This is a genomic window from Streptomyces sp. NPDC001941, from assembly GCF_040296945.1.
In the GTDB taxonomy this organism is placed as follows: domain Bacteria; phylum Actinomycetota; class Actinomycetes; order Streptomycetales; family Streptomycetaceae; genus Streptomyces.
In genome coordinates this window covers 1-16,103 of sequence record NZ_JBEOYE010000146.1, presented here as the reverse complement: position 1 = coordinate 16,103, position 16,103 = coordinate 1, and the positions used below count along the sequence as shown (strand labels likewise).

Below are 16,103 nucleotides of genomic sequence, written 5' to 3'. Positions count from 1 at the left end.
AGCGAGAGGCCGGGCAGCCCGGCGGCGCGCCGCTGGGCCATCAGGCCGTCCAGGTAGGCGTTGGCGGCGGCGTAGTTGCCCTGGCCCGCCGAGCCGAAGACGCCCGAGGCGGAGGAGAAGACGGCGAACGCGTCCAGCTCCAGGTCCCGGGTGAGCGCGTCCAGGTGGCGCACGGCGTCCACCTTCGGGGCGAACACCGTGGCCAGCCGCTCCGGGGTCAGGGCCCCGATGACGCCGTCGTCGAGGACGCCCGCGGTGTGGACGACGCCGCGCAGCGGGTGCGCGGCGGGGACGGAGTCGAGGAGGGTACGGGCCTGGGCGCGGTCGGAGACGTCGCAGGCGACGACCTCGACCTCGGCGCCGAGTGCGGTGAGCGCGTCCGTCAGCTCCCGGGCGCCCGCGGCGTCGGGGCCGCGTCGGCTGGCCAGCACCAGGTGGCGCACGCCGTGTCCGAGGACCAGGTGCCGGGCCACGAGGGCGCCGAGGGAGCCGGTGCCGCCGGTCACCACGACCGTACCGCCGGGGGTGAACAGGGCTTCCCCGGCGGGCGGTTGGGCCGAAGCGCGGGTGAGGCGGGGCGCGGACAGGGTGCGGCCGCGCACGGCGACCTGCGGCTCCCCGCCGTCCAGGACGAGGCCCAGGACCGGCACGACGCCGTCCTCGGCGGCCGGGTCCGTGTCGATCAGGACGAGGCGGCCGGGGTTCTCGGCCTGCGCGGCGCGCACCAGGCCCCACACGGCCGCGCCGGCCGGGTCGGTGACGGTGCCGTCGCCCGCGGGGACCGCGCCCCGGGTGGCGATGACCAGGCGGGAGTCGTCGAGCGCCTCGGCGGACAGCCAGGCCTGCACGACCCGCAGCACGCGTGCGGTCAGGTCGAGCACCGCGTCCTCGCCGGTCCCGCCCTCGGCCCGCAGGACGGCCACCGGCGGCACCTCGGCGCCCTCGGCCAGGACCGCCACGTCGGAGGCCTCGGTGACCCGGGCCCAGGAGGGCGCGGCCACCGGGCCCGCGTCCAGGGCCAGTTCGGTCCAGTCGACCTGGAACAGGGCGTCGGCCGCGGGCGTTTCGGCGGCGGCCTCCAGCTGCTCGGCGGAGACCGGGCGGGAGACCAGGGAGTCCAGGGTGACGACGGGCCCGCCGGTCTCGTCGGCCGCCTCCAGGGCGACGGCCCCGGGCCCGGCGGCGGTCAGCCGGACGCGCAGGGCGGCGGCTCCCCCGGCGTGCAGGGTCAGGCCGTTCCACGCGAACGGCAGGGAAGGCCCCGCGGCTTCCCGCGCTGCCTCTTCGGTACCGGCGCCGAACATGCCCGCGTGCAGGGCGGCGTCGAGCAGCGCGGGGTGCAGCCCGAACCGGTCGGCGCCCTCGCGCTGGTCCTCGGGCAGGGCGGCCTCGGCGAACACCTCGTCGCCGCGCCGCCACACCGCGCGCAGGCCCTGGAAGGCGGGCCCGTAGCCGTAGCCCCGCTCGGTCAGGTCGGCGTAGAAGTCGCCCAGGTCGACCGGCTGGGCGCCGGGGGGCGGCCAGGCGGTGAAGTCGAAGGTGGCGGTGCGGGAGGGGGCGGGGGCGGCGAGCGAACCGGTGGCGTGCCGGGTCCAGGTCTCGCCGTCGCCGGTCGCGTCCTCGCGCAGGGAGTACAGCTCCACGGGCCGCGCGCCGCGGCCGTCGGGGGCGCCGACGGCGACCTGGACGCGTACGCCGCCGTGCCCGGGCACCACCAGGGGCGCCTCGATCACCAGCTCTTCCAGGGCCCCGCAGCCGGCCTCGTCGCCGGCGCGCACGGCCAGTTCCACCAGGCCGGTGCCCGGGACGAGGACCGTCCCGCCGACGGCGTGGTCGGCGAGCCAGGGGTGGGACTTCAGCGACAGGCGCGAGGTGAGCACCAGGCCGTCGGCGCCCGGCAGCCGCACCACGGCGCCGAGCAGCGGGTGGTCCGCCGCGGACTGGCCGAGGGACGCGGCGTCGGTGGCCGCGTCGGCCGTCCTGAGCCAGTACTGGACGTGGTCGAAGGCGTAGGTGGGCAGTTCCAGGCGGGGCGTGGCCGAGGCGGCCGGGAGCAGTGCGCTCCAGTTCACCGGCACGCCCCGGACGAAGAGTCCGGCCAGGGCGGTCAGCAGGCCCTGCTCCTCGGGGCGGCCGTCGCGCAGCGCGGCCACGCAGGTCGCCTCGGCGCCCGCCTCGGCGGCCGACTCCTCGACGAGGCCGGTCAGGGTGCCGCCCGGGCCGAGCTCCAGGAAGCAGGTGCCGCCCAGGGCGACGGCGGCGGCGACGCCCTCGGCGAACCGCACCGGGCGGCGTACGTGCTCCGCCCAGTAGGCGGGGTCCGCGAGCTCGTCGGGGGCCGCGAGGCGGCCGGTGACGTTGGACACCACCGGGATCGTCGGCGCCTGCCAGTCGATCCCGGCGAGTTCGGCGGCGAACTCGGCGAGCATCGGTTCCATGCGGGCCGAGTGGAAGGCGTGCGAGACGACCAGGCGCTTGGTCTTGCGGCCCTCGGCGCGCAGCCGTTCGGCCGCCGCGAGGACCGCGTCCTCCTCGCCGGAGAGGACCACCGAGGCGGGGCCGTTGACGGCCGCGACCTCGACGCCGTCCCCGAGCAGGCCGGCGACCTCGGACTCGCTCGCGGCCACCGCGACCATCGCGCCGCCCGGGGGCAGCGCCTGCATCAGCCGGCCGCGCGCGGCGACCAGCCGGGCCGCGTCGGCCAGCGACAGGACGCCCGCCGCGTGGGCGGCTGATATCTCGCCGATCGAGTGGCCCACGACCGCGTCGGGCCGTACGCCCCAGGACTCCACGAGGCGGAACAGCGCCGTCTCGACGGCGAAGAGGCCGGCCTGGGTGAAGACGGTCTGGTTGAGCAGCTCGTCGCTGCCGGGCGCGTCGCCCAGCACGACGTCGCGCACCGGGTGGTCGACCCGCCCGGCGAGGCAGGCGTCCAGCTCGGCGCAGGCCTCGTCCAGGGCGCGGGCGAACACCGGGTGGCGCGCGTACAGTTCGCGCCCCGCGCCGACCCGCTGCGAGCCCTGTCCGGGGAAGACCCACACGGCCTTGCCGGGGCCGCCGGACCCGGCCGCGCGGCCGGTGACGACGGAGGCCGGGCGCTCCCCGCGGGCGACCGCGCGCAGCGCCTCGGCGGCCTCCCCGGGCGAGCCCGCGAGGACCACGGCGCGCTCGGGCAGCAGGGCCCGCCCGGTCAGCAGGGACCGGGACACGGCGGTGCGGGGGACGCCGTCGGCGCCTTCGAGGAAGGCGGCCAGGCGTGCGGCCTGCCCGGCCAGGGAGCCTTCGCTGCGCGCGGAGACGACCAGCGGGACCAGGCCCGCCGGGTCCTCCTCGGTGGCGGGCGCCTCCTCGGCGGGCGCCTCCTCCAGGATCAGGTGGGCGTTGGTGCCGCTGATGCCGAACGAGGACACGCCCGCCCGGCGCGGGCGGCCGTCGCGCGGCCAGGCGCGCCGCTCGTTGAGGAGCTCCACCGCCCCGGCCGTCCAGTCGACCTCCGAGGAGGGCACCTCGGCGTGCAGGGTCGGGGGCAGCACTCCGTACCGCAGCGCCTGGACCATCTTGATGACGCTGGAGACGCCGGCGGCGGCCTGGGTGTGCCCGACGTTGGACTTCAGCGATCCCAGCCACAGGGGCTTGCCGGGCTCGCGCCCCTGCCCGTAGGTGGCGAGCACGGCCTGCGCCTCGATCGGGTCGCCGAGCGCGGTGCCCGTGCCGTGCGCCTCCACGACGTCGACGTCCGCGGACACCAGCCCGGCACCGGCCAGCGCCTTGCGGATGACGCGCTGCTGGGCGGGGCCGTTGGGGGCGGTCAGGCCGTTGGACGCGCCGTCCTGGTTGACCGCGCTGCCGCGGATGACCGCGAGCACGTGGTGGCCGCGCTCGCGGGCCTCCGACAGGCGCTCCAGGACGATCACCCCGGCGCCCTCGGACAGGCCCATGCCGTCCGCGCCGTCCGCGAACGCCTTGCAGCGGCCGTCGTGGGCCATGCCCTGCTGGCGCGAGAACACCACGAAGGTGCCCGGGGTGGCCATCACCATGGCGCCGCCGGCCAGCGCCAGCGAGCACTCGCCGTTGCGCAGCGCCTGCGCGGCCAGGTGGATGGAGACCAGGGACGAGGAGCACGCCGTGTCCACGGAGACGGCGGGCCCCTCGAACCCGAAGACGTATGACACCCGGCCCGAGGCGACGCTGGAGGCGACGCCGGTGCCGGTGAAGCTCTCCAGCTCCGGCGCGACCCCGCCGCTCCCGGAGCCGTACCCCTGGCTGGACACGCCCGCGAAGACGCCGACGTCGGAGCCCTTGAGTCCGGCCGGATCGATGCCCGCGTGCTCGAGCGCTTCCCAAGAGGTTTCCAGGAGCAGGCGCTGCTGCGGGTCCATCGCCAGCGCCTCGCGCGGGGATATCCCGAAGAACCCGGCGTCGAACAGGCCGGCTCCCCGCAGGAAGCCGCCCTGGTCGGTGTAGGAGGTGCCGGGGTTGTCGGGGTCCGGGTCGAACAGGCCCTCCAGCTCCCAGCCACGGTCGTCGGGGAAGCCCGAGACCGCGTCCCGGCCCTCGCTCACCAGCCGCCACAGGTCCTCCGGGCCCGCCACTCCGCCGGGCAGCCGGCACGCCATGCCCACGACGGCGATCGGTTCGCCCGCGCGGGACGCGCCTTGCTTGCGCAGGTTGTGCAGCTCGGTGGTGACGCGCTTGAGGGTGCTGAGGAGTTGTTCGTCCGTGGCCATTCGTCAGTCCTCACGAAATGTTTGGTGGAGCCGGATGCCCTGAACCGGTGTCAGACGAGACCGAGTTCCTCGTGGATGAAGTCGAGGACCTCGTCGGCCGAAGCGGATTCAAGCTTCGCGGCCACCGTGGAGACGTCCGTCTGCTCGACGACGCCATTACACCGGGCGACCAGGCCCTGGAGCCTCACGGCGATAGCGGTCCTCATGGAGTCGTCGAGGGTGACTGCGGCGATCAGCGACTCGACGTCCTCGATCCTGGCGTTGACCCGCGACAGCACGTCGTCGCCGATGCCCAGCTCACCGCGCAGGTACCGGGTCAGGACCAGCGGCGTCGGCTGGTCGAAGACGAGCGTGGCGGGCAGCTTCAGGCCCGTCGCCTCGCGCAGCCGGTTGCGCAGCTCCACCGAGGTCAGCGAGTCGAACCCGACGTCCTTGAAGGCCGTCTCGGGCCGGATGCCCTCCGGCCCCGCGTGGCCGAGCACGACGGCCGCCTGGCTGCGCACCAGGTCCAGGACGAACGCCTCCTGCTCCGCCTCCGGCAGCCCCGAAAGACGGCGCGCCAGGTCGCCCGAGTCCCGGGCGGCGGCCCTCGCCTGCTGCCGTCCGGCCGGTACGAGGGCGCGCAGCAGCGGCGGCACCGTACCGCCGGAGGCCGCGTCCGCGCGCACGGCCTTCAGGTCCAGCTTCACCGGCACCAGCAGCGCCTCGGGCGAGCCGAGCGAGGCGTCGAAGAGCGCCGTGCCCTCGGCGGGCGTGAGCGCCACGACGCCGTCGCGGCTGGTGCGGCGGCTCATGCTGGCCTGGTCGTCGGTGCTGAGGTGGGTGACCATGTTCGTCGCGTACGCCCAGGTGCCCCAGGACAGCGCGAGGCCGGGCAGGCCCGCCGCGCGGCGCCGGGACATCAGGCCGTCCAGGAAGGCGTTGGCGGCGCCGTAGCCGCTGCTGCCCGCGCCCAGGAAGACCGAGGAGGCGGACGAGTAGACGACGAACGCGTCGAGGTCGAGGCCGCGCGTCAGTTCGTCGTAGTGGCGCACCGCGTCGACCTTCGGCGCGAACACCTTCGCCAGGCGCTCCGGCGTCAGCGTGCCCACCAGACCGGCCTCGAAGACCCCGGCGGTGTGCACCAGGCCCTTCAGCGGACGCCCGGCCGGTACGGAGGCGAGCAGTGCGGCCACCTGGGCGCGGTCGGAGACGTCGCAGGCCGCGACGGTGACCTCCGCCCCGTGTCCGGTCAGCTCCGCCACCAGCTCGGCGACGCCGTCGGCGTCCGGGCCGCGCCGGCTGGCCAGCAGCAGGTGGCGCACCCCGTGCCGGACGACCAGGTGCCGGGCCACCAGCTCGCCCAGCGAACCGGCCCCGGAGACCAGGACGGTCCCCTCGGGGCCGAACACCGGCTCCGCGTCCGGCGCCCGCCCGCCCGCGCGGGCCAGCCGGGGCACGGACAGGACCTGGCCGCGCGCCGCGATCTGCGGCTCGCCACTGGCCAGGGCGGCGCCCAGGACGAAGACGACGCCCTCCGCCGACCCCGGGTCGGTGTCCAGGAGCACGAACCGGTCGGGGTTCTCCGCCTGCGCGGCCCGCAGCAGGCCCCACACGGCCGAACCGGCCGGATCGGTGACCGCCCCGCCGCCCGCGGGCACCGCGCCCCGGGTGACGACGACGAGCCGGGACTCCTCCAGGCCGTCCGCCTCCAGCCAGGCCTGGACGGCGCCGAGCACCCGGGAGGTCAGGACCAGGACCGCGTCCTCGCCCTCCCCTCCGACGGCCTCCAGGACCGCGACGGCCGGGACCTCGGCGCATCCGGCCAGGGCCTCGACGTCGGCCCGCGAGGACACCGGCGCCCAGACCGGGGCGTCCTCCGCGCCCTGGACCGGGGGCAGTTCGGACCAGTCGACGCGGAACAGCGAGTCGGCGGCGGCGCCCTCGGCGGCCGTCTCCAGCTGCTCGGCCGACACCGCGCGGGACACCAGCGAGTCCATCGTCACGACCAGGGCGCCGGTCTCGTCGGCCGCCTGCACCGACAGGGCGTCCGGGCCGCTGGGGGCGACGCGCACGCGCAGGGCGGCGGCACCGGCCGCGTGCAGGACCAGGCCGTTCCAGGAGAACGCGAGCAGCGCCTGTCCGGCGCCGCCCTCCGGCGCCTCCTCGCCCCGGTCGCGGAACGAGCCGGTCTGCAGGACCGCGTCGAACAGCGCGGGGTGGATGCCGAACGCGACGGCCTCCTTGCGCTGCTCCTCGGGGAGCGCCACCTCGGCGAACAGCTCCTCGCCGCGCCGCCAGACCGCGCGCACGCCCCGGAAGGAGGGACCGTAGTCGACGCCCCGCTCGCGCAGTTCGTCGTAGAAGGCGGCGGTGTCCGTCTCGACGCGCTCGGCCCCGGCGGGCGGCCAGGCCGCGAAGTCGGTCTCCGCCGTGATCGCGGGGACGGCGGCCGTCAGGGTGCCGGCGGCGTGCCGCGTCCAGGCCCCGGTGTCGGCGTCCTCGCGCTGCGAGTAGACCTCCACCGTCCGCGTACCGCTCCCGCCCAGCGCGCCCACGACGACCTGGAGGCGTACGCCGCCGTGCTCGGGCAGCACCAGGGGCGCCTCGATCACCAGCTCGTCGAGCACGCCGCAGCCGGCCTCGTCACCGGCGCGCACGGCCAGTTCGGCCAGGCCCGTGCCGGGCAGCAGCGGCAGCCCGCCGATCGCGTGGTCGGCCAGCCAGGGGTGCGACTTGAGCGACAGGCGCGAGGTGAAGACGAGCCCGTCGGACTGCGGCAGCCGCACCACCGCGCCGAGCAGCGGGTGGTCGGCCCCTGTCAGTCCCAGGGACGCCACGTCCCCGGTGACCGGACCGCCCTGGAGCCAGTAGTGCTGGTGGTCGAAGGCGTACGTGGGCAGGTCCACGCGCGCCGCGTCGGCACCGGCGGGCAGCACGCCCGCCCAGTCCACGGGGACGCCGCGCACGAACACCTCGGCCATGGAGGCCAGCAGGCGGCGCGGGCCGCCCTCGTCGCGGCGCAGCGAGCCGGTGACGACGGTGGAGTGCGCGTCGCTCTCATCCAGGATCTCGTTGACCGGCTGGACGAGGACGGGGTGGGCGCTGACCTCGATGAAGGCGCCGTGGCCCTGCTCGACGAGGGCGGCGATCGCGGGACCGAAGCCGACCTGGCCGCGCAGGTTGCGGTACCAGTAACCACCCTCCAGGACACCGGAGTCGGAGATCCAGTCGCCGGTGACGGTGGAGTAGAAGGGGATGGCGGGGGCCTGGGCGTCGATCCCGGCGAGCTTCTCGGCCAGGACGTCCTCGATGTCCTCCACGTGCCGGGTGTGGGAGGCGTAGTCGACCGCGACGCGGCGGACCCGTACACCCTCGGACTCCAGGGCGGCGAGGGCCTCGTCCAGCGCCGCCGCGTCACCCGCGACGACCACGGACGAGGGGCTGTTGACGGCGGCGACCTCGACGCGGTCCGCCCAACTCCCCAGGCGTGCAACGGCCTCGGCCTCGGTCAGCGCGACCGACGCCATGCCGCCACGACCCGCGAGACGCTCGCGGATCGCCTGGCTGCGCAAGGCAACGACACGCGCCGCGTCCTCCAGCGACAGCGCACCGGACACACAGGCAGCCGCGATCTCGCCCTGCGAGTGACCCACCACCGCGTCCGGCTCCACGCCGACCGACGACCAGACGGCCGCCAGACCGACCATCACCGCGAAGCTCGCGGGCTGCAACACATCGACGCGGTCCAGGAGCTCGGGCTCCGCGTCGCCGCGCAGGACGTCGATCAGCGACCAGTCCACGTACGGCTCAAGCGCCGCCGCGCACTCCGCGATCCGCTCCGCGAACACCGGCGAGGAGTCCAGGAGTTCACGGCCCATGCCCGCCCACTGCGAGCCCTGGCCCGGGAACACCCACACCACCTTGCCCGGACCGCCCGAGACGCCGACCACGGCCGCGCCGCTCTCGCCGCGCGCCAGGGCGTTCAGCCCCGCCAGGGCCTCCTCCCCGCTGTCGGCCACGACCACGGCGCGCTCGCCGAGCAGCGCGCGCCCGGTCGCCAGTGCTGCCGCGACATCGGCGAGCGCGGTGCCACCCGTCTCCTCCAGGTGCGCCGCGAGCCGTGCGGCCTGGCCCTCCAGGGCCGCGGGGTTGTGGGCCGAGACGACCAGCGGCACCACGCCCCCGGGCGCCGGGCTGGGCTCCGCCTCGTCGGCGGGGGCGGCCGGCGCCTCCTCGATGATGAGGTGGGCGTTGGTACCGCTCACGCCGAACGACGACACGCCCGCACGGCGCGGACGGCCGCCGCGCGGCCACTCCCGGTTCTCCGTCAGCAGCTCCACCGCGCCCGCCGACCAGTCCACCTCGGTGGTGGGCTCGTCCACGTGCAGGGTCGCCGGCAGGGTGTCGTGCCGGAGCGCCTGCACCATCTTGATGACGCTGCCGACGCCCGCGGCGGCCTGGGTGTGGCCGACGTTGGACTTCAACGAGCCCAGCCTCAGAGGTACTTGGGGGTCGCGGTCCTTGCCGTAGGTGGCGATCAGGGCCTGCGCCTCGATCGGGTCGCCGAGCGCCGTGCCCGTGCCGTGCGCCTCGACGACGTCCACGTCGGCGGGCGCCAGGCCCGCGTTGGCCAGTGCCTTGCGGATGACCCGCTGCTGCGAGGGGCCGTTGGGGGCGGTCAGGCCGTTGGACGCGCCGTCCTGGTTGACCGCGCTGCCGCGCAGCACGGCGAGGACCTTGTGCCCGCGCTCCTGGGCCACCGAAAGGCGCTCCAGGACGACCACGCCGACGCCCTCGGCCAGGCCCATGCCGTCGGCGCCGTCCGCGAAGGCCTTGCAGCGGCCGTCGGCGGCCAGGCCGCGCTGGCGCGAGAAGGCCACGAAGTTGCCCGGCGTCGACATGACCATCGCGCCGCCCGCGAGCGCCATCGAGCACTCCCCCGCGCGCAGCGCCTGGGCGGCCAGGTGGATGGCCACCAGGGACGAGGAGCACGCCGTGTCCAGGGACACCGCGGGGCCTTCGAGCCCGAGGACGTACGAGACGCGGCCGGAGGCCACGCTGGTGGACGCGCCGGTGCCGGCGAAACCTTCCGACTCCGGGGTGACGACCCCGGCCCCGGCGCCGTACCCCTGGCCCGACAGGCCGGAGAACACGCCGACTTCGGTGCCCTTGAGCCCGGCCGGGTCGACGCCCGCGCGCTCCAGGGCCTCCCAGGAGGTCTCAAGCAGCAGCCGCTGCTGCGGGTCCATCGCCACGGCCTCGCGCGGCGAGATCCCGAAGAACGCGGCGTCGAAGGAGCCCGCGCCGCGCAGGAAACCGCCCTGGGTCACGTACGAGGTGCCCGCGTGGTCCGGGTCCTCGTCGAACAGGGCCTCCAGGTCCCAGCCCCGGTCGTCGGGGAAGGCCCCGACCGCGTCGACGCCCCCGGCCACGACGCGCCACAGGTCCTCGGGCGAGGCCACGCCGCCCGGGTAGCGGCACGCCATGGAGACGATGGCGATCGGCTCGCGCGCCTGGTCCTGGACCTCGCGCAGCCGCTTGCGCGCGGTGCGGGCGTCGGCGATGGCCTTCTTCAGATAGTCGCGGAGTTCTGCCTCGTCAGCCACTTCGGTTCAACCCCCAGGTGGTGGATGTGTGCGGTGCTCGTTCGGGATCGCGCGCCGGGACGTGTCGTCGTACGTCCCCGGCGCGCAGGGGTGCGGGCCGGGCCCGGGTGGACCCGGCCCGCACGGGGGTGACTCAGTCGAGCCGCTCCAGGAGCGCGAACAGCTCCTCGTCGCTGGCGTTCTCCAGGTCGTCGTCCGACGCCCCGCCGGCCGTCTCGGCCGCCGCCTCGGCGGACTTCAGGAGCTCGCGCAGCCGGGCGGTGATCCGCTCCCTGGCGCGCGGGTCGTCGGCGGCCTCGATGGCGGCCTCCAGACCGGCGAGCCCGGCGAGCACCGCGTCGGCGGGCGAGGCCTCCTCGACGGCGAGCTCCTCGCGCAGGTAGCGGGCCAGGGCCTGCGGCGTCGGGTGGTCGAAGACCAGCGTGGCGGGCAGCTTCAGGCCGCTCGCGTCCCGCAGCCGGTTGCGCAGCTCCACCGAGGTGAGCGAGTCGAAGCCGGTCTCGTTGAACGCCGTGTCGGGGCGGACGCCCTCCGGACCGCCGTGGCCGAGGACGACCGCGGCCTGGGTGCGGACCACGTCGAGCAGGAGGGCCTCCTGCTTCGCCGCGGACAGGCCCGCCAGGCGCTCGGCGAGGCTCCGCTCGCCGCCGCCGGCGGCCTGCGCCTGCTGCCTGCCGGTGCGGACCAGGCCGCGCAGCAGGTGCGGCACGGAGCTGCCCGTCGCGGCGTCGGCGCGCGCGGCCCGCACGTCGATCCTGACCGGCACGAGCAGGGCGTGATCGGTGCGGAGCGCGGCCTCGAAGAGCTCCATGCCCTCGGCGGACGGGAGCGCCTGGACGCCGCCGCGGCCCTCGCGCCGGCCCATGCTGGCCTTGGTGACGTCGTCGATGTTCCCGGCCATGCCGGTCAGCTGCTCCCACGGGCCCCAGGACAGCGAGAGCCCGGGCAGTCCGGCCGCGCGGCGGTGCGCCATAAGGCCGTCCAGGTAGGCGTTGGCGGCCGCGTAGTTACCGCTGCCCGCGCCCATGAAGACGGACGAGGCCGAGGAGTAGACGACGAACGCGTCCAGGTCAGCGCCGCGCGTCAGCTCGTCCAGGTGGCGTACGGCGTCGACCTTCGGCGCGAACACCTTCGCCAGGCGCGACGGGTCGAGCGCCGCGATGACGCCCGGGTCGAACACGCCGGCCGTGTGGACCACGCCGCGCAGCGGACGGTCCGCCGGTACGGCGGCCAGCAGCGCCTCGACCTGCGCGCGGTCGGACACGTCGCAGGCCACGGCGGTCACCGTCGCGCCCTGCGCGGAGAGTTCGGCGACCAGCTCGGCCACGCCCTCCGCGTCCGGGCCGCGGCGGCTGGCCAGCAGCAGGTGGCGGACGCCGTCGCGGCCGACCAGGTGGCGGGCGGCCAGGGCGCCGAGCGAACCGGCTCCCGAGACCAGCACGGTGCCGTCGGTACGGAACACCGCGCGCTCGCGGTCGGCGGGCGGGGCGACCCGGGCGAGCCGGGGCACCGAGAGGGCCGTGCCGCGCACCGCGACCTGCGGCTCGCCGCTCGCGAGGACGTCGGCGAGCACGGCGTCGAGCGCCGACTCCGCGCCGCCCTCGGCGGCCGGGTCGGTGTCCAGCAGGACGATCCGGTCGGGGTTCTCCGACTGGGCCGCCCGCACCAGGCCCCACACGGCGGAGCCCGCCGGGTCGGTGACCGCCCCGTCGCCCGCGGCGACGGCGCCCCGGGTCAGCACGACCAGGCGCGACTCCTCGGCGCCCTCGGCGCCGAGCCAGGCCTGGACCGCGCCCAGGACCCGCGAGGTGAGGGTGAGGACGGCGTTGTCGCCGCCGCTGCCGAAGGCCTCCAGGACCACGGCCTCGGGCACGCCACCGCCCGAGGTCAGGGCGGCCGTGTCGTCGGCCGAGGTGACCGGGACCCACGGGGGCGCGGGCTCCGTGCCGGGCGCGGCCGCCAGGTCCGTCCACTCGACCGCGTACAGCGAGTCGAGGCCGTCCCGGGCCGCCGAGGCGCCCAGCCGCTCGATGTCCACCGCCCGCATCACGAGCGCGTCCAGCGTGAGGACGGTGGCGCCGGTCTCGTCGGCGGCGGCGACCGTCAGCGAGTCCGGGGCGCCGGGGGCGACCCGCACGCGCAGGGCCGAGGCGCCGGCGGCGTGCAGGACCAGGCCGTTCCAGGAGAACGGCATGACCGGCTGCCCGGCCCCGTCCCCGGGCGCCTGGGCCGTGGCGAACGTACCGGCCTGCAGGGCCGCGTCGAGCAGGGCCGGGTGCAGGCCGAACGCGGCGGCGTGCTCGCGCTCCTGCTCGGGCAGGGCGACCTCGGCGAAGAGCTCCTCGCCGCGCCGCCACACCGCGCGCACGCCCTGGAAGACGGGCCCGTACGCGTAGCCGCGCTCAAGCAGCCCCTCGTAGAGCTCGCCGGTGTCCAGGTCGACCTGCTCGGCACCGGCCGGCGGCCAGGCGGAGAAGTCGAAGTCGGCCGCCGTGGCGGTCGCTTCGGGCGAGAGCAGCCCGGTGGCGTGGCGCGTCCAGGTGTCGTCGTCGCCGTCCTCGCGCTGCGAGTAGACGCCCAGCGTCCGCGCGCCGCTCCCGTTCGGCGCGCCGAGCGCGACCTGCACCCGTACGCCGCCCTGCTCGGGCACCACCAGGGGCGCCTCGGTCACCAGCTCGTCGAGCACGCCGCAGCCCGCCTCGTCACCGGCGCGCACGGCCAGTTCGAGGAGTCCGGTGGCGGGGACGAGGACCAGGCCGCCGACGACGTGGTCGCCGAGCCAGGGGTGGGACTTCAGCGACAGGCGCGAGGTGAAGACGAGCCCGTCGGACTGCGGGAGCCGCACCACCGCGCCGAGCAGCGGGTGGTCGGTCCCTGCCAGGCCGAGCGAGGCGGCGTCGGTGGCCGTCTGCGCGGTGTGCAGCCAGTAGTGCCGGTGGTCGAAGGCGTACGTCGGGAGCGCCACGCGCCGCCCGTCGGCACCGGCGGGCAGCGCGCCCGTCCAGTCCACGGGCACGCCGCGCACGAACAGCTCGGCCATCGACGCGAACAGCCGTCGCAGGCCGCCCTCTTCACGGCGCAGCGACCCGGTGACCACGGGGGTTGCGGCCGTCTCGCGAGCATCGAGGATCTCGCTCACCGGCTGGACGAGCACCGGGTGGGCGCTGACCTCGACGAAGACGCCGTGACCCTGCTCGACGAGCGCGGCGATCGCGGGACCGAAGCCCACCTGGCCGCGCAGGTTGCGGTACCAGTAACCACCTTCCAGAACACCGGAGTTCGCGATCCACTCACCGGTGACGGTCGAGTAGAAGGGCACCAGCGGGGCCTCGGCCGTGATCCCGGCCAGGGACTCGGCCAGGACGTCCTCGATGTCCTCGACGTGCCGGGTGTGCGAGGCGTAGTCGACCGCGACGCGGCGGACCCGTACGCCCTCGGACTCCAGGGCCGCCAGTGCCTCGTCCAGCGCCGCCGCGTCACCCGCGACGACCACGGACGAGGGGCTGTTGACGGCGGCGACCTCAACGCGGTCCGACCAACTCCCCAGCCGCGCAATGGCATCCGCCTCGGTCAACGCGACCGACGCCATGCCGCCACGACCCGCGAGACGCTCGCGGATCGCCTGGCTGCGCAAGGCAACGACACGCGCCGCGTCCTCCAGCGACAGCGCACCGGACACGCACGCCGCCGCGATCTCGCCCTGCGAGTGACCCACCACCGCATCCGGCAGCACACCCACCGACGACCAGACGGCCGCCAGACCGACCATCACCGCGAAGCTCGCGGGCTGCAACACATCAACCCGGTCCAGGAGCTCGGGCTCCGCGTCACCGCGCAGGACGTCGATGAGCGACCAGTCCACGTACGGCTCAAGAGCCGCCGCGCACTCCGCGATCCGCTCCGCGAACACCGGCGAGGAGTCCAGGAGTTCACGGCCCATGCCCGCCCACTGCGAGCCCTGGCCCGGGAACACCCACACCACCTTGCCCGGCGGTACGGATCCGGGGGCGCCGCTCACCAGCTGCGACACGCTCACCCCGTTGGCCAGGGCCGCGAGGCCGCCCAGGGCCTCGCCCTCGGAGCCGGCGACGACCACGGCGCGCTCGCCGTGCAGCGGCCGGGCCGCGAGGGCGTCGGCCACCGCCGTGAGCGGCACGCCGGAGGCGCCGCCGACGAACGAGGCGAGGCGTTCCGCCTGGCCCTTCAGGGCCTCGGCGCCGCGCGCCGACACCACCAGCGGGACCACGCCGGACGGCTCCCGCTCGGGCGCGGGCCGCACGTCCTCGGCGGGGGCCTCTTCCAGGATCAGGTGCGCGTTGGTGCCGCTGACGCCGAAGGAGGAGACGCCCGCGCGGCGCGGGGCCTCGGCGCGGGGCCAGGCCCGGGCCTCGGTGAGCAGCTCGACCGCGCCCGCCGACCAGTCCACCTGGGAGGTGCGCTCCCCGGCGTGCAGGGTCGGGGGCAGGACGCCGTGGCGCAGCGCCTGGACCATCTTGATGACGCTGACGACACCGGCGGCGGCCTGCGCGTGACCGATGTTGGACTTCAACGAGCCGAGCCACAGGGGGTTTTCGGCGTCGCGGTCGCGGCCGTAGGTGGCGAGCAGGGCCTGGGCCTCGATCGGGTCGCCCAGCGCCGTGCCCGTGCCGTGGCCCTCGACGACGTCCACGTCGGCCGGGGTGATGCCCGCGTTGGCCAGGGCCTTGCGGATGACCCGCTGCTGCGAGGGGCCGTTGGGGGCGGTCAGGCCGTTGGACGCGCCGTCCTGGTTCACGGCCGAGCCCTTGAGTACGGCGAGGACCTGGTGGCCGCGTTCGCGGGCCACCGACAGGCGCTCCAGGACGACGACGCCCACGCCCTCGGACAGGCCCATGCCGTCCGCGCCCTCGGCGAACGCCTTGGAGCGGCCGTCGCCGGCCAGGCCGCGCTGGCGCGAGAACGCCATGAAGGTGGCCGGGGTGGCCATCACCATCGCGCCGCCCGCCAGGGCCATCGAGCACTCGCCGGAGCGCAGCGACTGGGCCGCCAGGTGCATGGCGACGAGCGAGGAGGAGCAGGCGGTGTCGATCGACACCGCGGGGCCCTCGAAGCCGAAGACGTAGCTGACGCGTCCCGAGGCGACGCTGGAGGCGAGGCCGGTGCCCGCGAAGCCCTCGACCTCCGGGGCGATCGCGCCGGTGCCGTAGCCCTGTCCCGAGACGCCGGAGAAGACGCCGACGTCGCTGCCCTTGAGGGCGACCGGGTCGATGCCCGCGCCCTCCAGGGCCTCCCAGGAGGCCTCCAGGAGCAGCCGCTGCTGCGGGTCCATCGCCAGCGCCTCGCGCGGCGATATCCCGAAGAAGCCCGCGTCGAACAGGCCCGCGCCGCGCAGGAACCCGCCCTGGCTGACGTACGAGGTGCCCGCGTGGTCCGGGTCGTCGTCGAACAGCGCGTCCAGGTCCCAGCCCCGGTCGTCGGGGAAGCCGGAGACGGCGTCGACGCCGTCCACGACGAGCTTCCACAGGTCCTCGGGCGAGGAGACCCCGCCGGGCACGCGGCACGCCATGCCGACGATGGCCAGCGGCTCGTCCTCGTCCGCGGCGGTGGCCTCGGGGGCCGTGTCCGCCGCGGCCCCGGGCGCCGCGATGCCGAACTCGTCGCGCAGGAAGCGGGACAGGACCAGGGGCGTCGGGTAGTCGAAGACCAGCGTGGGCGGCAGCTTGAGGCCGGTGGCCTCGCGCAGCCGGTTGCGCAGCTCCACCGAGGTCAGCGAGTCGAACCCGGCCTCGTTGAACGCCGTGTCGGGGCG

The 16,103-nt window shown here is 76.0% G+C and carries 2 protein-coding genes and 1 pseudogene; all 3 read right to left on the bottom strand.

Going from position 1 to position 16,103, the window contains the following annotated elements; genetic code table 11:
• Positions 1 to 4,727 (bottom strand): type I polyketide synthase (locus ABT160_RS43955; protein ID WP_351655130.1); only part of this gene is annotated, 4,727 nt, incomplete at its 3' end.
• Positions 4,728 to 4,777: 50 nt separating this feature from the next.
• Positions 4,778 to 10,315, bottom strand: a pseudogene (locus ABT160_RS43950) (type I polyketide synthase); the annotation flags it as partial.
• Between the two features lie 133 nt (positions 10,316 to 10,448).
• A partial coding sequence (locus ABT160_RS43945) for a type I polyketide synthase (RefSeq protein ID WP_351655125.1) occupies positions 10,449 to 16,103 on the bottom strand: 5,655 nt, incomplete at its 5' end.